This window comes from Microcoleus sp. AT9b-C3 (assembly GCF_036705485.1).
In the GTDB taxonomy this organism is placed as follows: domain Bacteria; phylum Cyanobacteriota; class Cyanobacteriia; order Cyanobacteriales; family Microcoleaceae; genus Microcoleus.
The window spans coordinates 1-21,187 of record NZ_JAUBUR010000012.1 but is presented as its reverse complement, the minus strand read 5'-3'; the positions used below and the strand labels follow the sequence as shown (position 1 = coordinate 21,187).

Genomic DNA, 21,187 nt, shown 5'->3' with positions numbered 1-21,187 from the left:
AGAGACGGTTTCAAAGAAACCCGGTTTCTGTGATGAAAGTTCTGACACTTCCCCGATTACTGGCGGGGGCCATCAATCGCATCTCTAGTCGGTGCAACACCTCCAGGGCCAAAGGAACTCGGCGGTACTCTGGGAAGATTGAGATTGCGATTGGGAACTAAATCGCTGTTGCTGTCGCCAGCAGTTCCACCCGTGGGAGACGCACTGTTATTGGGGCCGGTACTCGGTGAAGTTCCCGGATTGAGATTATTCTGATTGGTATTCGGTGAAGTTCCCAGATTGGGATTATTGGGAGTGATATAGGGCGCACTTCCCGGATTGAGATTATTGGGATTGGTACTCGGTGAACTTCCCGGATTGGCATTATTGGGAGTACCTGCGGGCGAAGTTCCCGGATTGACATTGTTGGGATTGGTATTGGGCGCTGTTCCCGGATTCTGATTATTCTGATTGGTATTGGGCGCTGTTCCCGGATTCTGATTATTCTGATTGTTGGGATTGGCCGTGCCTGTTGGAGTAGTTATCGGCGTGCCTGCAGCATCTCTGGTGATGGCGTTGGGGTTCGGCGGAGGAGGCGGAGCAGCCCCATTGGGGTTATTTGCAGGAGCATTGGCGGGATTGCCCGCCGCAACCGGAGCAGTGTTTTGGGGATCAGCGTTGGTGCCGCACAAGCTGCCTAAATCAAAAGTTGTGCCGCCGCGAGTTTCGATGAAGCAAACCGGCACATTTACATCGGGGTTTGAGGCTCTGGGAAAATCGGCTGTTCCCGGCATGGGACGGCTAAAGGCAGCTTCAGGCATCAGTGGGGTCAATGCCGCCGATAGAGCGGCGATTGTTCGCAATAATCTCATCAGCGTTTCCTCAAATGTTGAACTGTGTTTGATCCAGTATTGCCCAGAAACTAGAAATTGTCTTCTTCCCAAAATAGGAGCTTTTGCTACTCCTGCTGATGTAGGCTGCGCCACTGAGCTTCAGAATTAAGACATTTGCATCTCAAGTAATTCCTGATGATAACGTTCCAACTCATGCGGTTGATGGATCAGCGGCTGAAGTTGGCCGTTGTGGAGTTGGTAGGCTTGTGTGATTCCAATGCGGCTGAGAAAGTCGAGGTCGTGGGAAATGACCCAGAGGGCGCTCTGAAACTCATTGACTCCATCAACAATTTGATTCACTGTTTCCAAATCCAAATTATTTGTTGGTTCATCTAAAATGAGCCAATCAATTTGAGAAATGCCGATCGCAGCCAGCCCTAATCTCGCTAACTCACCGCCACTTAAGGCAGATGCAGGCTTGTTCACCTCATCATTAAAAAATAGAAAATTTCCTAATTGCTGTCGCAGCAATTCATAGTCTAAGTTTGGGTTTGCCATTTGCATATTTTCGAGGACTGTCCGAGAGCGATCGACCATTTCATAGCTTTGATCGAGATATACCCCTTTTATGGAAGATTTTATGGCAATTTCACCTGCTTCTAAAATTGCTGGAGTTCGCTCCATTCCTAGAATGGCTTGAGCTAAACAGGATTTTCCTGAACCGTTCTTTCCAGCAATAGCAATGCGCGAGCCTGACGATACATGAAGCTGAATGTTTTTGATTAATCGGCGCTCTCCTAATCTCAAATCAGCACCTTGGATATCGATTAAATTTTTGTTTTTTTGACTGCATTCTTCTAATTTAAGCCGGGTTGTTTTCGTCGTTCTGATTTTGGTTGCGGTAACTTGATTAGTTGCTTTTTGTACGGCGAATTCATGTTTTTTCTTAGCACTTCCTGCCATTACTTCAGCTTGTCGCTTCCACGCACCGCTCGGAATGCTATCGGCACGTTTGCGACCTAGGCGGCGAGATTTAGCGGCTCGTTCTTGTTCGTGAGACGCTGATGTTTTCGCTCGCTTTAGTTCTTTTCGCGCTACTTCGTGGGCGCGTAATGCGGCTTGATGTTCGATTTCTTTTTGCGATCGATAGAAGGAGTAGTTGCCACCGTAAACCTTTAACTCCGCTGGCGTTAATTCCCAAATCGTATCGACGGTGCGATCGAGAAAAAACGGCTTGTGCGAGACAATAACGAAAGCACCAGAAAATTCTTGCAGTGCTGTCTGCAACTGTTCCAGGGTTAACAGGTCTAAATGATTTGTTGGCTCATCTAACAACAGAATATCAGGCTGCTTCGATAGAGCGATCGCCAACCAAAGTTTCGTCAGTTCTCCGCCGCTAACTGTGCCCAGACGCTGAGATAGCGAGACTTCCGAGGTAAACTTCTCCTCTAGCAACGTCGTCACCGTCCACCAGTCATCCGAATGAGAAGCGATCCAGTCCAGTACCAATTCATTCGATGCAGACAGATTCAGGGTACTGACTTGAGGCAGATAGTAAACACTACCTGTCCTCGCGACTGTGCCAATCTGCGGGATTAGTTGTCCGGCAAGTAGCTTGAGCAAGGTCGATTTACCGCTGCCGTTGCGACCGACTAAGCCAATGCGCGAGCCTTCATGAATCGCAACAGTGATATCTGCGAACAAAGTCCGTGTGGGTGCGACTTCGCAGGTCAAATTAGCTGCGTTGAGAATTGCTTTCTTTTGCATATTTCTGCTTCATGTGGGTTTGCTGAGCCGTCCTCGTAGTGCTGGACGCTCGATCGCAGTACGATCGAGAGGTCGCTACCCAATTCAAATCTCTGGCTTTCGTAGTGTTTAAAGCACAGAGCGTTGGAAATCGATCGGGATGGGTTAGCAACCAGCAGTTAGCTTCATGGCAGTAATAATTGATAGACTACAATCAATTACAGTATATTACACGAGTTTTACGTTGTCAAGCCACAGATGTTTTGAATTCTGGGGTACAACGGATACAGTCTTGGACGCAAGGAATCTATTTTGGCGTTGCTGATTTAGGGTATGAAGGGCTAAATATGCAAGTCAGAGAAACCAGTATCCACAAAACTTCGGGGTTTTCAAGTTATTTTTTTCATACCCTGATTAAGCAACGCCTCTATTTTGACACCATCTGTAGTGGTAAGGCGCGCACTGTACATCATACTGCCTCTTCTTTACTTACTGTACTAATTTATCTAAAAATAATGGCACAAATTCTTATATAGCAAAAGTTTCTGGTCTTGTTTTAGTTGATTTTAGCCGTTTTTTCTTAAATTCATATCTAGGTAGATTTTCAACTACTTAAACCAAGAGTTTGGCACAGTAAGGAAGAAGCGGATACGCTGTATGATGTCCGGTCGAGCGACCGGATATCATATAACAACTAACTTCCTTTAATACCGAATTCGCGGGTCAACGTAAGCATTCAAAATATCAATTACAATGCTGGCAATTACAACAATTGCCGCAAAAAACACCACAATACCTTGAACAGTGGGATAATCCCGCAAGCTAATCGCTTCGTAAAGGCGATTTGCCAACCCCGGCCAAGAAAAAGTAACCTCTGTTAAAATAGCACCGCCCAACAGTGCAGCAAAAGTCAATCCTAAGACAGTAATCACCGGAATTAGTGCATTTTTCAGAGCGTGAGCCCATAAAATCTGGAATTCTGGAATGCCTCTAGCTCTAGCTGCTTCGACATAATCTGCTTGCAAAGTTTGCTTGAGATTCACTCGGACAATGCGCTCGAAAATGCCGCTCAAAAGAATGCCCAAGGTCAAACTCGGAAGTGCCAAATAATGCAAAGATGTGAGAAACTGACCAGGGTTAGCACTCAGGAGACTGTCAATCGTGTAGAGTCCTGTGTAGCCTTCGGGGGCGGGGAATGTCACGGGAAAGCGAGTTCCCAAAGGAAACCATCCCAACTGCACTGCGAAAATCAACTGCAAAACCATGCCAGCCCAAAAAGCCGGCAGCGAGTAAGTGATAATGCCAAACAAACGGCCTGCAGCATCGAAAATAGTGTTGGGGCGAGATGCTGCCAGGGAACCGATACTGATGCCGACAATTAAAGCTATGGCCATGCTACAAACTGCTAATTCCACTGTAGCGGGGAAATAATCTCCAATTATTTGCCATACGGTTTGTCCGCGAGTGGTGATGGAGGTTCCTAAGTCGAAGCTCAACAAGTCTTTGATGTATTTAAGATATTGCTGCCACAGGGGTGCGTCGAGGCCGAGTTGGGTTCGCATTGCTTCTTTGGCGGCTGCGGGAGCTCGTGAGCCGAGAATGGCATCTATGGGGTCGCCCGGAGTGGCCCGCAACAATAAAAATACTGCTGTGGTGATTGTCCACAACATTAGCGGTGCGAGGAGCAAGCGGACAAAAATATAAGATTGCAGGGCTTTGGAACGAGACATAATATTTGGGAATTGCCAATTGCGAAGTCATTAATCATTAGCCAGATGTTGAATACATCAGGCAGATGGAACATAGAAGCTGGAAGAAACAGATATTTTATATCTGCGACTTCCTTGTCGTGAATCAGGGAAATTGAGCATTGCTAATAGACTGTTGAGTTGATTTTTGCGAAAAAGTCGATCGACTTTTTCGCAATTGGCGATTTTCCTATTCGCCAAGCAGTGATTCAAAGGCGGCTTGCAAAGACTTGATATCGCCTACTCTGGCTACTAACAAGTTTTCGCTGCCGGCATCCTGCAGCCTGTGTCTCCAATACTGGATGCTATCGGAGTTGTTCATCCAGAAACTAATCACGGTGTCTACAACTCGATCGACATCCCAGCCGCGGTTAGGAGAAACTGTCTCTACGGATGCCACAAACGCATCGAGAGTACACTTTCGGTTTGCCAAGTATTCTACACCGGACGGCTGCTGTTGTTGCAGCAATTCCTGCTGCTGGTTAAAAAATGTTAAAGTTGGAGATACGCCCAGGATTTCAAATGTATAGTTCATGTCATCCTCCAGAAGTATTATTTTGCCAATACATCGAGCGTCCAAAAAGGCAAAAAACGCTTTAATTTGCTGCTTTTGATGGAATCCAGATGCTTCAATTATCCTCTTGGTACTCGATGGCTTACGCCCCGCTACGCTAAGGGATTTTGGCGGCTTATCTTATTAATAGCAAATTTTTTAACACCCGATTGTCACAGAATTTACATTTGTCCGGGCACTGTATAAAAAAATCAAATCAAATTTTTATTAACTAGGCGTAAGCAAGACAATGCCTACCCGGAGAAAGTGAGATCCTTTAGATTTAAAAGTTTAGATTAAAAAATTGAATAATTGGCAATGACTGATGACAGTCAGAGTATGGATCACAGGCCTAAAGTAGCTTTTTTTATGGAGTGTGACTTTTTGACCGGGAGTCCCTAGAGCGATCGCCACATTCAGGCAAGTAGTGGCATGATTAATATTACAAGTTTTTATAGTAGCCGTGGAAACCTCAGCCCCGTTTTGAGCTGCTGGTCGCTGCACTTCACTATTGCTGTACAATTTTGTAACTTATATGTAGAGAATCTTTTAAACGACAAACGAGCGGCAAACTCGGTAGGTGTCAAAATATTTATGTTATTGAAAAGTCTGAGCAGTTGTGTGATGAAAAGCTCGCCCAAGATGTCACTAAGCCTAGTTTTGTTGATACCGCTGGTGGTGCAAATCTCCGTAGCAGTCGGCGTGACTGGATGGCTTTCGTTTCGCAACGGCCAGAAAGCTGTCAATGACCTTGCTAGTAGGTTAAGCTTGGAAGTTGCGGCCAGGACGAAAGAAAATTTCCGCAGTTTTGGGGATGTGTCTCATTTATTCCTGCAAATGAATACTGCTGCGATCGCCTCTGGCAACTTAGATCCGCAAGACTTCCCCAACTTAGAGCGCTATTTGTGGAACCAGACTAAGCTGAGCGATCGAAATACAACCATCTACTACGGCGACGAACAGGGCAGATTCCTCTTGCTCAAGCGAGAAGCAGAACACTTAGTATACATCAGAGACGAATCAACGGCTCCAAACCGCCAAATTTATCGCCTAGATAGCCAAGGAAATCGCACTGAGCTAATCAAAACCGTCCCCTATGACCCCCGTACTAGACCGTGGTACCAAGCTGCCAAACTGTCAGGAAAAGGCACTTGGTCTCCCATCTACGTCTTCGCAGCATCGCCAGTGCTCGGCATTACGCCGGTGATGCCCATCTACAGCCAAACAGGAAACCTGCAGGGGGTACTGGCAATTGACCTGACTCTTTCTCAAATCAGCGATTTTCTTAAAAGCATCAAAATTAGCCCGTCGGGACAAGTTTTCGCGCTCGAACGCAGCGGGGAAATAGTCGCCAGTTCCACAGACGAATTGCCCTTTGTCAAGGACAAAGACGGACAAAAACGGCTGTTGGCGACACAGAGCAAAAATTTGCTAATTCGATCGTCTTCCACATACTTGCAACAACGATTTGGTAGTTTTGAAAAAATTGACAGCCAAGGACAGTTTACCTTCGAGATAGACGGCAAACGTCAATTTATTACCGTTGCTCCCCTGCAAGACGGCCGCGGCCTCGATTGGCTGATTGTAGTCGCAATCCCGGAAGCAGACTTTATGGAGCAAATTAACGCCAACACTCGCACAACTATCTTATTGTGCTTTTTTGCCTTCGTAGTGGCGATCGCACTCGGAATATTTACCTCTCGCTGGGTTGTCAAACCGATTACCCGATTGCTGGAAGCTTCCAAAGCTTTAACAAAAATGTCTGAGTCATCCGACTTCACCTCCGCAGAATTAGACGGCGAAGTCGAAGTTCAAGGCGTCAAAGAACTCGGCTTTCTAGCTCAGTCTTTCAACCAAATGGCCCGACAATTGCGATCGTCTTTTATTGCCCTAGAACAAACCAACTCTAGTTTAGAACAGCGAGTAGCAGAGCGGACTGCCGAACTCGAAGCCGCCGAAGCAGAATTGCGGGCTTTGTTTGCAGCCATGAACGAATTAATTATAGTTGTGGACTCCACTGGTCGCTACTTAAAAATCGCGCCTACAAATATTTCTCTGCTCTACAAACCAGCCGAAGAATTAGTTGGCAAAACACTCAAAGATGTGTTTCCGCAAGCTACAGCCGACAATTTTATCAACCACATCCGAGCAGCTTTAGATACTCAGCAAACTGTCAGCATCGAGTACGATTTAACCATTGACAACCGCGAAGTTTGTTTTGCCGCCAGCATTTCACCGCTTTCAGAAGAATCCGTAATTTGGGTGGCCCGCGACATTACCGAACAGAAGCGAGCCGAATCGGCGCGACGCCAAAGGCAAAAACAATTGCTCAAACAAAATACGGTTTTGGTAGAACTGGCAAGAAATAAAGCGCTGTATCGAGGCGATTTGCAAGTAGCTTTGAGGCAAATCACCGAAGCGGCCGCTCATACCCTAGATGCAGAACGAGCCGGAGCATGGTTGTACAATGAAAGCCGATCGAAACTGCAATGTCTCGACCAGTTTTACCGCAGCAACCCGCAGCATTCCCAAGGTAATGAACTCGCAGCAGCAGACTATCCAGCTTATTTTCAAGCTTTGGAAGAACACCGGACGATCGCAGCCGATGACGCTCTCTCAGATGTTAGAACCAGAGAATTTGCCCAATCTTACTTTTCACAAGTGGGTACTACATCAACCTTAGATGCGCCGGTGCGGCTGGGAGGACAAACAGTTGGAGTCATCTGTATCGAGCAAGTGGGAACTCCTCGCAACTGGACATTAGAAGAACAAAATTTTGCTGCTTCCCTGGCAGATTTGGTATCATTGGCGATCGAAGCCAGCGAGCGCGATCGTACACAAAGCGCTTTGCGTCAAGCAGAACAAAAATATCGCAGCATCTTTGAAAATGCCGTCGAAGGCATTTTTCAAAGAACCCCCGAAGGCCACTTCTTGAGCGTAAATCCAGCTTTAGCCCGCATCTACGGCTACGCCACTCCCGAAGAACTAACATCAAATCTCACCAACATCAGGCAGCAAGCTTACGTCACTCCTCAGCAGGGCGAAAAGTTTATGCGGGTGATGGAAGAATTCGGAGAAGTTTCGGGGTTTGAGTCACAAGTTTACCGCGTTGACGGCAGCGTAATTTGGATTTCCGAAAGCGCCCGTGCAGTGTGCGACGCCAACGGCGAGGTACTTTACTATGAAGGCAGCGTCGAGGATATTAGCGATCGAAAAGTCTTTGAATCCGCCTTGCAACTCGCCCTAGAAGCAGCCGAAGCAGCTTCCACCGCAAAAAGCGCATTTTTGGCAAACATGAGCCACGAACTGCGAACACCTCTGAATGCCATCATCGGCTACAGCGAAATGCTCCAAGAAGAAACCGCAGAATTGGGTTACGATGAACTCACCCCAGATTTAGACAAAATTCGCACTTCCGGCAGACACTTGCTATCCCTAATTAACGACATTCTCGACATTTCTAAAATCGAAGCCGGCCGCATGGATCTTTACTTAGAAACCTTCGACATCGCCGCCTTGATTGAAGATGTCGCCTCCACCGCCGCGCCGCTAATTGAGAAAAACGGCAACACTCTAAACCTGCATCAAATTACGAATATCGGCACTATGCACGGTGACATTACCAAAGTGCAGCAGATTTTATTAAATTTGCTGAGCAATGCCGCCAAATTCACTCACAACGGTACAATTACCCTCACAGCCAGCCGAGAAAAAATTTCGGGCGACAGCAGCGAAGCCAAACAAGAAAACACTTCTGAACCGGCGGCAAGTTCTCAATCTTCAATTGCTAGTAAAGAATTTTTAGTTGTTAATTGTACAGATACAGGAATTGGGATGACTCCCGACCAGTTGCAGCACATTTTCCAACCCTTTACCCAAGCAGACGCTTCCACCACCCGCAAGTACGGTGGCACCGGTTTGGGACTAGCAATCAGCCAGCGTTTTTGCCTCATGATGGGCGGCAATATTTCCGTAAAAAGTCAGGAGGGTGTTGGTTCTACTTTTACCATTTGCTTACCTGTTAATCCGCCCAATTAGGGGGCGTAACTGTTACACCTGCTCGGCCTGCAAACTAGAAATTACTCACTCCCAATTACCTTTGAATGCTTCTCGGATCGAGAGCATCCCGCAACCCATCCCCCAATAAATTAAACGCCAAAACAGTCAAAATAATCAGTATCGCCGGAGGCCAAACCAACCAAGGCTGCAACACTAAAATTGAAGCATTAGTAGACAGAGATAGCAAATTTCCCCAAGAAGGATCTGGCTGTTGAATTCCCAAACCAATTAAACTCAAAACCGACTCCGCCACAATAAAACCCGGAACAGCCAAAGTAGCAGAAATAATTACATAAGTTGCAGTTTGTGGCAAAACGTGGCGGACAATAATATAAATTGGATTGGCGCCCATTGCCCGCGCCGCTTGCACGAATTCTCGTTGTTTAATTGACAGTACCTGACCGCGAATCACCCGCGCTAAACCCGCCCAACTGATAAATGAAGTAATCAGCACAATCAACATAAATCGCTGAGCACTTGTCAACCCCGGTGGCAATACTGCTGCTAGCGCTACTAATAAATAAAGACCGGGAATCGTCATCAATACTTCGGCGAAGCGCATTAAAATACTGTCAATCCAACTGCCAAAATAACCGGATATGCCTCCGATAAACAATCCCAAGGGAAAAGAAATGGCTATTCCTACTAAACCGATGCTGAGGCTAATTCGGCTGCCGTGTACTAGGCGAGTGAATTGATCGCGAGCTTGTTCATCCGTGCCTAAAAGATTAATTTGACCTTCTCCTGTAGTGCCAAACAAGTGCCTTTCCAAAGGCAAAATTCCTAAAAATTTATAGGGGGAACCTTTGACAAACAAACCGAGAACAGAGGGTTTTTGCCAGTCTACAATTACCTCGCGAGCGCCCGTATTCGCATCCACCGGGCCCTGAGTAGTCGGATAAACGTGGGGCCCGATAAATCGCCCGTCTGGGGTGCTTAAATAAATTTGAGTCGGCGGCAGTAAGGAACCGTTTAATTGAGAGTCGTAGGGGTCGTAAGGTGCCACAAATTCGGCCAAAAGTGCGACTGTATAAAAGATTAACAGTAGCACGGCTCCCAACCGAGCTAGAGGATTTTTTCTAAGATTTTGCCACCATTTCATAAGTTTTTAGGTTTGAGATTTTCAGTGGGTTAGTAATCAAGACTAAAGTTCTTGCTAGAGACTTTAGTTTTTTCTTAATGGGCTCAGCCGCCAAAAGTTAATTTCTGACTTATAAAAGTTTTCCTAACTGAATTATATCGTTTCCGGTTGCATCGGAATAATAAAATCTAGTCAACAGTTAACACTCAACCATTCAGTTTTTCGACCCCCAGTCAACAGTCAACAGTCAACAGTCAACAGTCAACAATAATTCCGGTGCAACCGGAATTGATATTACTTACTACAAAAATTAGACTACTTTTGTTCATCTCCGACCAAGATTATTCTAGTTTCCTCTTCTGGTATTTTCCCCAACTCCTCGCCGCTAAAGGGATTGTAGAAAAACGAGCCTGTTTGGGGCGGCAATTTGGGATTGAGTACAATTTCTACTATACTTTTTACCACCCCAGTGAGCGGAATTGCCAGGATAACTCCCAACAATCCTCCCACTCTACCTCCTAAAAGCAAAGCTGTAAAAATAATTACCGGACTCAATCCTGTGAGATTGCCCATGATTCGGGGAGCTACTAAATTATCCTTGATTTGCTGGAGACCGATCGCCACTACCAACACTTGCAGCGCCAGCCACCAATCAATAAAGGCTACAATTATACTAACAGTTCCAATTCCCAAAGTGGCTCCAATAAACGGAATTATTTCCGTCAATCCTATAAACACGGCAAACAACAGAAAAAACGGCACTTGCAGCCACCAAAAAGCCAGACTCAGCGAGATGGCCATAAATAGTCCCAGCAATAACTGTCCCGATACAAATCGCTGGAGGTTTCTCTCCAAAGTCTCTGTTAAAACATAGCGAATGTCTGGGGAAAAAATGCTGGTCAAACCCTGCCACACTCTTTTCCCGTCGAGGAGCATATAAAAGGAAATCACCACAATAAAAATTAAGTCCACAAACCAGTTAACAGTACCTACAACTAAGCCTAAACCCGTACCGGCGATCGCCTGGACTTGTCCCTGGACTCTAGCTGACAGTTGCTGCTCTAATATTTGCACGTCAAACGGTAAATTGCGCTCGGCACTCCAGGCTTGAAATTCACCTAACTGCTGCCGCCCCGACTCCAGCAATTCCGGGAACCTCACCCCCAACTGGCTCGCTTGGCCCAACACGGGCGGCACAATAGTTAAACCGATTACTACTACTATCACACCCGCAGTTAAATAAACCAGCCCTGCAGCTACTCCCCGGGGCAAAAATACTTGCAGTCTTTTTACTGCATAATTTAATAAAAATGCCACGAGTCCGGCGGTGACTAAAATGCTCACCAGTTCCCCAACATAACTGACAGCAGTTAGGGTAAACCACCCCGTTACTAGCACTAGCAGCCAAGTAATTAGAAACTGTTGGAGGGGAGAAAAGAGACTATTCATTTTGATTTTTTTAAATAAAGTCGCACAAGTTTTTCAAGAGATGTGCCGTATTATACAGTAAACACATGAGAATATAGATTAGGAATAATCAGTTCAAGATTAGACTGATTTTTCTGAGCATTGATAGATAGGTGACGGCCAAGCGACTTGGGGAGAGACAATGCTAGCCCGATCGACTCCACGATCGCCAATCACGCTAATATTCAGTATGCCCCACAGACCGATCAAATTAAATGTCGATCGAACAAACTTCGATCAATATTTAATCAAAATTGCCATTGTAGGGTAAAGTGGCGCAACACTCACCCAAAAGGAGGAAGCGCTACTCCAGATGCCCTCCGCTAAAATGAACTAAATAATATCGTAATCTTTCTTTACAATATAAAAAAAAGGAAAGGCTCATACTGGCGAGAGGAACTACCGTGACTAATCAAGTTTTTTCAGAAGCCGAAGAAAAGCAACCCCTTCCCCCCGTGGAGAGCGGGCGCGACAGGAAATCAGCAGTGGATGTAGCTGAAAGTGAAGTCTCAGACAACTCTCGCTGGCAATTCTCCGCCGAGGAAGATGAACGAGAAGTTGCGCTGGAAGTTCCAGAAATCGAGGAGGAACAGGTTTGGGAACCAGAAGTAACTGAAGTTGGGCCGCGCAAAGAAATCAGGTGGCCGGCCTTGTTGGCGGGCGCAGGGGTTGGCGTGGCTGCAACGCTGCTAGCAGTAAACTTGACTGGGGGCAAGCAGAGTTCACCTCCGGCAGCTCCAATTCCATCATCGGTAAACCAGCAGGCGACGCTTCCGACGGTGACAGTGGCGTCTGTGGAATCTGCCCAGGTGGGTGAAACTCTGGAAGCGACGGGCACCGTGGCAGCCTATGACTTACTGCCGGTGCTGCCACAGGCCAACGGTTTGCAAATCAAGCAGGTGTTGGTGAATGAAGGAGATGTGGTAGAAAAAGGTCAGACGATGGCAGTTTTGGACGATTCGGTGCTACGATCGCAAATTGCCGAAGCGCTGGCGGGAGTACAATCGGCGAATTCTACGGTAGAACAAGCCGAAGCTCAGGTACAGCAAGCTCAGTCAGCCCAACAAGAAGCACAAGCCGGCGTTGCTCAAGCCCAAGCTGGCGTTGAAAAAGCCATCGCTGACGCAGCACAAGCCAAAACAGGTGTCGGGCAGGCAAGAGCCGGTGTGGAACAAGCTAAAGCCGGTGTCACTCAAGCTAAAGCAGGCATTGCCTCTGCTCAGGCTAAATTAGATCAAGCTCAAAGAGAAGTAAATCGCACCCAAGATTTGGCCTCTCAGGGAGTAATTAGTCGGCAAGATTTAGAAAGACGCAAGACAGAGCGGCAGACTGCTGTTCAAGACTTGAACAAAGCTAAAGCTGACTTGAATACAGCTTTGGAAGAACAAAATAAAGCAGCGGAAGAAGTGCGATCGGCTATTGCTAAAGTAGCTACTGCAGAAGCTAATATCAGTACAGCTAGAGCGGCTCTCAGCAGCGCTCGTGCTAAAGTGAATACGGCCGGAGCGAGTGTCAGCAGTGCCAGAGCAAATGTCGGAAATAACGCAGCAACTGTCCGCAGCAATGATGCCCAAGTCAAACAGTTACAAACTCAACTAGAACAAACAATTGTTCGAGCGCCGGATAGTGGCATTGTAGCTGAAAGAATTGGTCGAGTTGGTGATGTTTCTTCGGGAAATCAAAAACTCTTTTCGATTATTCGCGGCAACAAGTTGGAACTGCAATTGAAAGTACCGGAAACTCAGGTTTCGCAAGTGCAGCCGGGAACAGCAGTGCAAATTACTTCTGACTCTGACAAGCGGATTAAGTTGTCAGGAACTGTGCGAGAGATTTCGCCGGTAGTTGACCCGCAAAATCGGCAAGCTACGGTGAAGATTGATTTGCCGACAAGCGAGTTGTTGCGATCGGGAATGTTTTTGCGCGCATCCATTTCGACGGCAACGGCTCAAGGTTTGAAAGTGCCTGCTAAAGCTATTGTGCCGCAATCTGATGGCAGTTCTATTGTTTATAAACTTGTCGGCGAGGACAAGGTGCAGGCTCAACCTGTGGAACTTGGGGAAATTTCCGGGGGTGCTGTGGGCGATTTGACTGCTGCTAAGGTGGTGGTTAAAAAGGGTTTGAAGGCGGGCGATCGGGTGGTTGTTACTGGGGCTGGTTTTCTTAAGGATGGCGCTCAGGTTAAGGTGGGTAAATAGTTATATCGATTCCGGTTGCAGTGGAATCATTGTTGACTGTTGACTCGATTTTATTATTGTGAGGCAAGCGGAAACGATATCCGCTCAGCAGATAAGATTAGAAATAATATCAATTGCGGTTGCGCCGGAATGATATCAAATCCCATCTTCATCGTCCTGATAAAGTCGAATCAAGCTGCCAACAAATATAGGGCGCAATTTTCACTTTTTTGACTCATATCGAATCTGTTAGCATCGGAATTATTCCTATCTCTATTCTCGACAAGCGCGTGAATCAGCGTCAATCCCTTCTCATCTGCGGTTAATACATTCTCTTTTTTTCACCGCAGATACAGGTAGATAAACACAGATTAACGCAGATGAATTAGATCAATTCCGGTTGTACCATCGGGAATTGTTGACCCTTCGGCTTCGCTCAGGCCCTCGCTGTTGACTGGATTTTACTATTCCGATGCTACCGGAATTGATATCACAATCAAACCTCAACAGTCAACCCTCAACAATCATGGGAGATCTGTTCGTACCGGCAACCTCACGGTAAACGTTGCTCCTTGTCCCTCACCTGAACTTTCTGCACTAACAGTACCGCCGTGGAGTTCTACTAAATGACGGACGATCGAGAGTCCTAGCCCCAATCCAGCCTCTCTGCGAGAGAAACTACTATCGGCCTGACGGAAGCGCTCGAACACATAGGGGAGAAAATTAGGGTGAATGCCCTTACCAGTATCGCTAACTTGGATTTGAGCCATGCCATCAATGTAGTCTAATGCGACTTCAATTCTTCCTCCGGCTGGGGTGAATTTAATCGCGTTTGAAAGTAGATTCCACACTACCTGTTGTAAACGGTTTGGATCGCCCAATACGTTTAGTTTTAAAGGAGTTAGCCTGGATTCCATTTGAAGATTTTTGGCTTCGGCTGCCAAACGAACCACCTTGATCGCATTTTCAACCAGTGGATTCAGCTCAATTTCAGAAGCATTGAGCCGAAACTGACCTGTGGTAATTCGCGAAACGTCTAATATGTCATCGATGAGCTGGTTTTGTGCTTTGGCAGCGCGCTCGATCGTTTTTAGCGCCTCCTCAGTTTTAGCCTGGTCAAATTTTTTCACGCGCAGCAACTGTGCCCAGCCAATCATCGCATTGAGCGGCGTCCGCAGTTCGTGAGAGAGGACGGACAAAAACTCATCTTTGATGCGGTTGGCATCCTCAGCAGCCGCACGAGCCGATTGTTCTTGAATCCGAAGGTTGCGTTCTGTCTCTAACTGTTTTTGCTCCGTAATATCCTCGATCGCCAACAGAATCATCTGTGTATCGCCGATGGGAGGCATTTTGCGGCCATTGAGCAGCATTATTTTATGCCCGATATGCTCAAAGTCATGCTCGACCTCAAAATCTTGAAACTCGGGCTTTCCTTCCAGAATTTCTTCTAAGAGCGATCGCAACTTGGGAATATTCCACTGTCTGTTACCGAGATCGAAGAGCGAGTAGTTCTCAGTGTGGATCGGCAGCACCTGAAACGTCTCGTAGAAAGAACGGTTGGCGGTGATCGCCCGCAGATCGAGATCTAACACTAGCAACGGTTCCCGCACGGTTTCCACGATTGTTTCGGCGTAGTTTTTCGCTTCCGTCAACTGCTGGGCGCTGACTTTAAGCTCGTGGATATCCATCAACATCACTACAGCCCCATCAATCTTGTGGTCGATCGTCCGATAGGGTCGAATATGCAGATCGTACCAATGACCCTCTCGATCTTGAACCTCCTGAACTTTCAAATTGAGGGTGCGGATCACCTCTACAATCATTTGCTCTAACTCCGGCACTATCAACTTGTGAGTGATGTCGCTCAAACAGCGTCCGACATCGCTAGAAATCAAGTTGAAGATGCTTTCGATTGCGGGAGTAAACCGGCGGATTTGCAGGTCGCCTCCCACCATCAGAATCGGAATATTGATGGTGCTGAGCAGATTCTGTAAATCGTTACTCACCTGAGTTGATTCAACATTGCGCCGCTGCAATTCGTCATTAATTGTGTTCAGTTCTTCATTGGTTGCCTGAATCTCTTCTTTTGCGGTTTCGAGTTCCTCATTTGTACTTTGCAACTCTTCGTTGTTCGACAAAATCTCCTCGTTGGCGGCTCTCAAATCTTGGTTAGCGGCTTGATGTTCTTGGACGATCGATTGCAGGTGGTCTTTTGTAATTTTTAGTTCTTCTACCAGCCTCGCAATCTCCAAACTTTCACCCTCTAAAGCATCGGAGTTGACTCTACGAGCGTTTACAGGGGCAGGCATTACAGGAATCGGCGGCTCGTCTTGAAACAAAACTAAAAAATAGTTTTTTGGTACAGCGCCTGTTGGGAATGGAATCACATTAATTTTCACGAGGCGGATGCGATCCTTTTCTCTAATTTGCAAGCCTTCGCGCGCGATCGGCAACTGCTGCTGGGAGGCCTGTTCAATTGCACTGCGGAGTTCGACGCGCAATCCTTCTTTTGCCATTCTCAGCAAATTCAAGCTAGCCCTACCGGGAGACGGTTCTAGGTAGGCATTCGTCTGTCCTCGAAATTGCAGAATCTCCCTGGCTGTGTTAATTACGACGCCGACAGGCGCATAGTGATTTAAAACAATGCGATCGGCCTGTTTCTCGATTTCGATTTCGTTTAAGCTTTCCGTCGCCAGCGGTGGGTTGAGGAGTGTCGCAGGATAGTTGCTAGCAGTTAAATCCATGCTTAGCCAATGCGACAGCGGTTTTTTAGTATAAATTTTGTTCTTTTTGTCTAATAGCGTAAACAATTCTGAAAAGTCACCAACCGTTTCCGAAGTGCCTAACAGCAAAAAGCCCGTGGGCCGAAGCCCATAGTGGAAAATTGGCAGCAGCTTTTTCTGCAAAGGCGGGCCCAGATAGATCAGCACGTTCCGACAGGTGATCAAATCCATCCGGGAAAACGGCGGATCGCCGATCAGGTTTTGTTTAGCAAAGACGCAGACTTCGCGCACCGACTGAGCGATTTGGTATCCGCCTTCGACTTGCACAAAGAACCGATGCAGGCGTTGGGGTGAAATATCCGCGACTTGGGCTTGCGTATAAAGGCCTCGGCGCGCATGGGCGATCGCATTTTCGCTGATGTCTGTGGCATAAATCTGAATCGGCAGATCGGTACCTCGATCTGCTAAAAACTCTAACAAGCAGATGGCGATCGAGTAAGCTTCTTCCCCGGTTGAACAGCCTGCCACCCAAATTCGGATCGGTATTTTCGACGATTTATCTTTAACGATTTCGGGAAAAATTTTGCTGCTTAAACCCTCAAAACTTTCGGGGTCACGGAAAAAGCTAGTGACATGAATGAAGATATCGTGATAAAGCGCCGTTACTTCTGTCGGGGTGTTTTGGAGATATGCGGCATAATCCTCGATCCGTTCCAGCTTGTACAGCAACATCCGCCGCTGCATCCGCCGCTTCAAGGTGGTTTGTTTGTAGTGAGTAAAATCAACTCCTGTAGCGGCGCGCAGCAAAGAGTATATTGTGGCGATCGCATCTTTATTTTCCCTCGTATCTTCTTCGCTGGTGGTCGATTCTGTCGCAGGCCGATCGGCAATGTAGGGATGACGGCTGAGGTCTGCTATTTTCTCGGCAATTTTATCCGGTGGAAATATAAAGTCTACCTGACCCGTAGCCACCGCAGTGTTCGGCATACTGCTGACTTGTGCCGATCCTTCACATTGGGCAAAAGTAATACCGCCTGCAGCCTTAATCGCTTTTAATCCTTGGGCACCATCGCCGTCGCCCCCGGACAAAACGACGCCGATGGCTTGGTTCCCCCGTTCTGCGGCGAGGGAAACCAGAAAAGTATCGACGGACATAAATACCCCCTTTGTTCTGCCGCGAGGCGTTAGCTTCAGCACCCCTCGATCGATGATCATGCTGACATTGGGGGGGATGACGTAGACCTGATTCGGTCCTATGGGCATCCCCTCTGTTACCTCATGCACGGGCATCTGGGTCGATCGAGCCAGAATCTCACTCAACACACTTTCCTGAGTCGGCAACATATGCTGAATTATTACAAACGCCATGCCCGTATCGATCGGCAAATGGCTGAGTAATTGCTTAAAGGCTTCCAATCCACCCGCAGAGGCTCCTATTCCGACCACTGGAAATAACTCGTTTGGATTGTTATGTTGCTTTCCTTCAGCATCCCTATCAGCTTTAGGTTGAGATTTCTTGGGATTCTTTTTCGGACTCATTTTTTATACCCCCTATCGGGCTGTTAGAATAAATATTATGATGATAATTTTGGATTTTTATTATATCTATAATTTATATAATAAAATGAAGGAGCAGGAATCTACCTGCGGATATATTGAACAGGCGCCTTCAGCCTTCAGCGATTGTCAAATTATTATTATTGAGAGCCATACTGCATTGATCAAGGGGGGACAAGCGTCAGAGTTGAAGTCCGTCATAAATTCTACTAATTGTAATGTGGAAAGTAGAGCAAGAGTAATTTTACCACATTCTGCGATCCAACTAGGAAGTCTGATAAAAAAAACATTTCGATCCTATTAAAATAGGATTACTTTCAAAAGACCCCAAAGGGTAGGGTAGGGAATCGGACTTTATTTGTTTTTATCAAAAAATTGCTGAGTTCTAAAGCCGATTCACTATTAGCATTTTTTCAAATACCGAACCCAAAGCTGCCGAATAAGCGCGACTATCCAGAAACCTCGGTTGCTGCTGCATTTTTTGCTTAATTTGCGAGCGCTTTTGCTTTCTAAATTCGGCATTAGTTCCGAGTTCAATGCTCAACTTAATATAAGACTCTTCGCTGTCAGCAATTAAATCAAACAACTGGATGTCTCGCAGGATTGCCGCCCCTTGTCGGGAACGCAAATTATTGCCCTCTCTCACCACAGTCGGCAATCCCACTTCTAACGGATCAACCGTCGAATTTGCACCCGCGTAGGGATAGGAGTCGAGATAGACATCAGCCAGTTGTAACACTGCTTTCACATCTTCGCGATTCGCCAGGGTATTTAATAAAATTAAACGAGTGCGATCGATACTGTATTTATCAAATATAGCAGACATTTTATTGATAAACGGCTGTTTGACGTAATCACCAGACCAGGTATTGCCGAAGGGATATAAAACCAGGACTGAATTAGGCACGGCTGCGATAATCTGGGCCCAAGTTTCCCTGAGTTCGGGAATAATCTTGAAGGTGTTGGCGCCGGAGATAAATACAACTGATTTCTCGGAAATGCCTAAGCTTTTGCGATCGGGATTAATCCTTGCTTCCTCTTTTTGGATGCTATAATTGAAGCAAAATCCTGTGCCGTCAAGCATTACTAACTGTTCGCTATATTGTGCTTGCGCTTCTTGCCAAGGTTCCGTCAAAGTGCCGGAAATGTAGTAATCGATGTTGCGGATGCCTGTAGTGACGGGAGATGCAAAATAGGTGGTCTGTAACCGCGCTAGACGGTGCAAAGCTAGTAAAATGATGTTTTGGGCGGCATTGGTGACGATCGACCCTACAAACAAAATATCCAGGTCATCCGCCCGAATTATCTCGACTTGACTGTGCAATTCCTTCGGTAGCTTAACGAGTTGGTCGGCGCGACTTTGACAGTATACATCCAAAGGGCGATCGCTCGCGTTAAGGACATATAAAATAATCTCAAATTTCTCTCGGTCTAAATGCTCAGAAGCCGGGATAGTGGTAAAAGTTTCTGAAATGGGGGCGAAACTTCCTTTGAGGATGCCGAGGCGAATTTTGCCTCTGTTAGCGGGGCGTTTGTCAAAGCTGAAGTCAATCTGATTTCCCCTAGCTTTCAGGATAAATTCTAAGATATCCGAGCGCTTAGTATAGACAGTTTTTAATTCTTTTGTGCTAAAATAGAGAGGAACAAAGTTAACGGTATCTGCAAAGAGCAAAGCAACCTTTTGCCAAATCTCGGAGTCGGGATTGCTGAAAACGCGACTGTGAACTAAATCAACTAATTGCTGCATATAGTCGGCATATTTTTCGACTTCTCCCACTTCTGGAAAATAACTGGGGAAGTACAGCATAAACTCCAGTAAATCGTTAAAAAACCACTGTGGAACAGCAGTTCTGCCATACTGCAAGGGCAACTGATCGGCCCGCCGGTACAGCATCGCTGCTAGCAAATATTGGATAGCTTCTGGGGCTTCAAATCCTTTAGCAACGTATAGAGATAACTCCTCAGCTTCCCGCTGTTCGGCATCAGTCAGGGGCTCGTCTCTCATGCCGCTTGCTAATAGCATTTTCTGGGCTTTTCCCGCACGGCCAGAATAGCTGCTTTGGAGTTTATATGGTGGTGCAGATAGCCAAAATTCGGCTAATTTCTGGCGGGCTTGACGCAAATCTGTTAAGGCAGATTCATGGGATGTGCTATGATAGCGATCGATACAACCGGACAGCCAAGTCAGAAATTGAGGCGAGTCTACATTTAGCTGAACTTTGATAGTTTCCTGATGCAGTCGCAGGGATAAACGCTCTAGAGTTCCGCCATTTCGTGGCAAGGATAATCGGGAAAATGGGCTCGGCAAGTCTGCTGCTAAATCTAGCTGATTGAGGAGTTCAAAACATCCGCCCGATGTTAGATTGAGAACTTGAATTAGGGGATGGTTGAGCTGCAAGCTGCTCAGCAGTTGAGGGTTGTAAACTGACATCAAAGTATTTTTGATATCTGGTTCTTGGTTATCTGGAAATTTCAGAGGCAGATTGAGCTTGGATTTTAATAATTCTAACACTTTGCCGGGAGATGTTAGCAAGGTATTCAAATTTACGAGTAGGCATTGATTGTCATGCCGTTTATAGAATTCTAAGATGTGGCGATTATAAAATTTCCATATCTTTAAGCAAGATTCTGGGTTTTGTGAGAAAAATGGGATGTTCAACCGCAAGATTGAATCAGTGACATCCCAAGGATAGCGGTAAACAAATAGATAGCCAGCATTCGGGATGATTTGATTCCAGAAATCTAACATTAAACTGGTGCGCGGATCTTTCCAACCCCAAAGTTCTGAGTGGTTGGAGCGAGATTGGACTAATTGCTTCGCAGGCTCTATATTGGTGTTAAGTTTTTGCAGGTCTAGCTGTTCGCTTTCTGTCCAACCCCAATCGGGAAAACCTGTTTCGTCGGAACGAGAGCAAGTTTGCAAAACTGTTCGCTGAAATTCGACAAAATCAATGTCTTCAAAGTAACCTTGGGGATTCCAATAGTTGCCTTTCAGGAGATTGTTTCCCAAGTCAAGACCTATTTTTTGTAGGAATGCCGCAGTGATAGAATTTCCTGAACGGTGCATTTATGTAATAATGAACATGGGCTAGTTTTGGCTAATGTTTAACATTTATTACCTCATTCTTTAGAATAAAAAACTTATATTTTGGTTAACTTGGTGATTTAATTTATATATACGTAAGTGTCTTATAGCAATCCTAAATGATTTTCTGTGTGTAACTATATTGACGTATTTTGGGGAAATCAAATGTATGTTCGTTAGTA

10 protein-coding genes are annotated in these 21,187 nt (G+C 46.2%); 2 read left to right on the top strand and 8 right to left on the bottom strand.

Features of this window, described 5'->3' with window-relative positions:
* Positions 1-56 precede the first annotated feature (56 nt).
* The 4 genes from QUB77_RS13285 to QUB77_RS13270 all read right to left on the bottom strand — a co-directional run bounded on the left by QUB77_RS13285 (position 57) and on the right by QUB77_RS13270 (position 4,841).
* Entirely contained in the window at positions 57-965 is a 909-nt protein-coding gene (locus QUB77_RS13285; protein ID WP_333173455.1) for a hypothetical protein, read from the bottom strand.
* A 12-nt stretch (positions 966-977) separates the two neighbouring features.
* Positions 978-2,579 carry a ribosomal protection-like ABC-F family protein gene (abc-f, locus tag QUB77_RS13280; protein WP_333173452.1) on the bottom strand — a complete coding sequence of 534 codons (1,602 nt, stop codon included), beginning with the start codon at positions 2,577-2,579 and terminating at the stop codon, positions 978-980.
* A 683-nt stretch (positions 2,580-3,262) separates the two neighbouring features.
* Positions 3,263-4,288: an ABC transporter permease gene (locus QUB77_RS13275; RefSeq protein WP_333173450.1), complete on the bottom strand. Its 1,026-nt coding sequence runs from the start codon at positions 4,286-4,288 to the stop codon at positions 3,263-3,265.
* 208 nt (positions 4,289-4,496) lie between these two features.
* Positions 4,497-4,841, bottom strand: a complete 345-nt coding sequence (locus tag QUB77_RS13270) for a hypothetical protein (protein ID WP_242721486.1) — start codon at positions 4,839-4,841, stop codon at positions 4,497-4,499.
* 642 nt (positions 4,842-5,483) lie between these two features.
* Here QUB77_RS13270 and QUB77_RS13265 point away from each other — a divergent pair.
* Positions 5,484-8,897 carry a PAS domain S-box protein gene (locus QUB77_RS13265; RefSeq protein ID WP_333173447.1) on the top strand — a complete coding sequence of 1,138 codons (3,414 nt, stop codon included), beginning with the start codon at positions 5,484-5,486 and terminating at the stop codon, positions 8,895-8,897.
* A 55-nt stretch (positions 8,898-8,952) separates the two neighbouring features.
* On the opposite strand, the gene QUB77_RS13260 is transcribed toward QUB77_RS13265, so the two are convergent.
* Entirely contained in the window at positions 8,953-10,020 is a 1,068-nt protein-coding gene (locus QUB77_RS13260) for an ABC transporter permease (RefSeq protein ID WP_333173445.1), read from the bottom strand.
* A gap of 294 nt (positions 10,021-10,314) precedes the next feature.
* Positions 10,315-11,448 (bottom strand): AI-2E family transporter, encoded by a 1,134-nt coding sequence (locus QUB77_RS13255; RefSeq protein WP_333173442.1) that lies wholly within the window; start codon positions 11,446-11,448, stop codon positions 10,315-10,317.
* 422 nt (positions 11,449-11,870) lie between these two features.
* On the opposite strand from QUB77_RS13255, the gene QUB77_RS13250 reads away from it, so the two are divergent.
* Complete coding sequence (locus QUB77_RS13250) at positions 11,871-13,661, top strand: efflux RND transporter periplasmic adaptor subunit (RefSeq protein ID WP_333173439.1); 1,791 nt, start codon at positions 11,871-11,873, stop codon at positions 13,659-13,661.
* Between the two features lie 503 nt (positions 13,662-14,164).
* Here QUB77_RS13250 and QUB77_RS13245 read toward each other — a convergent pair.
* Both QUB77_RS13245 and QUB77_RS13240 read right to left on the bottom strand, forming a co-directional pair.
* Positions 14,165-17,902 carry a chemotaxis protein CheB gene (locus tag QUB77_RS13245; protein WP_333173436.1) on the bottom strand — a complete coding sequence of 1,246 codons (3,738 nt, stop codon included), beginning with the start codon at positions 17,900-17,902 and terminating at the stop codon, positions 14,165-14,167.
* 403 nt (positions 17,903-18,305) lie between these two features.
* Positions 18,306-20,987, bottom strand: coding sequence for an O-linked N-acetylglucosamine transferase family protein (locus tag QUB77_RS13240; RefSeq protein ID WP_333173434.1), 2,682 nt, complete (start codon positions 20,985-20,987; stop codon positions 18,306-18,308).
* Positions 20,988-21,187 lie beyond the last annotated feature (200 nt).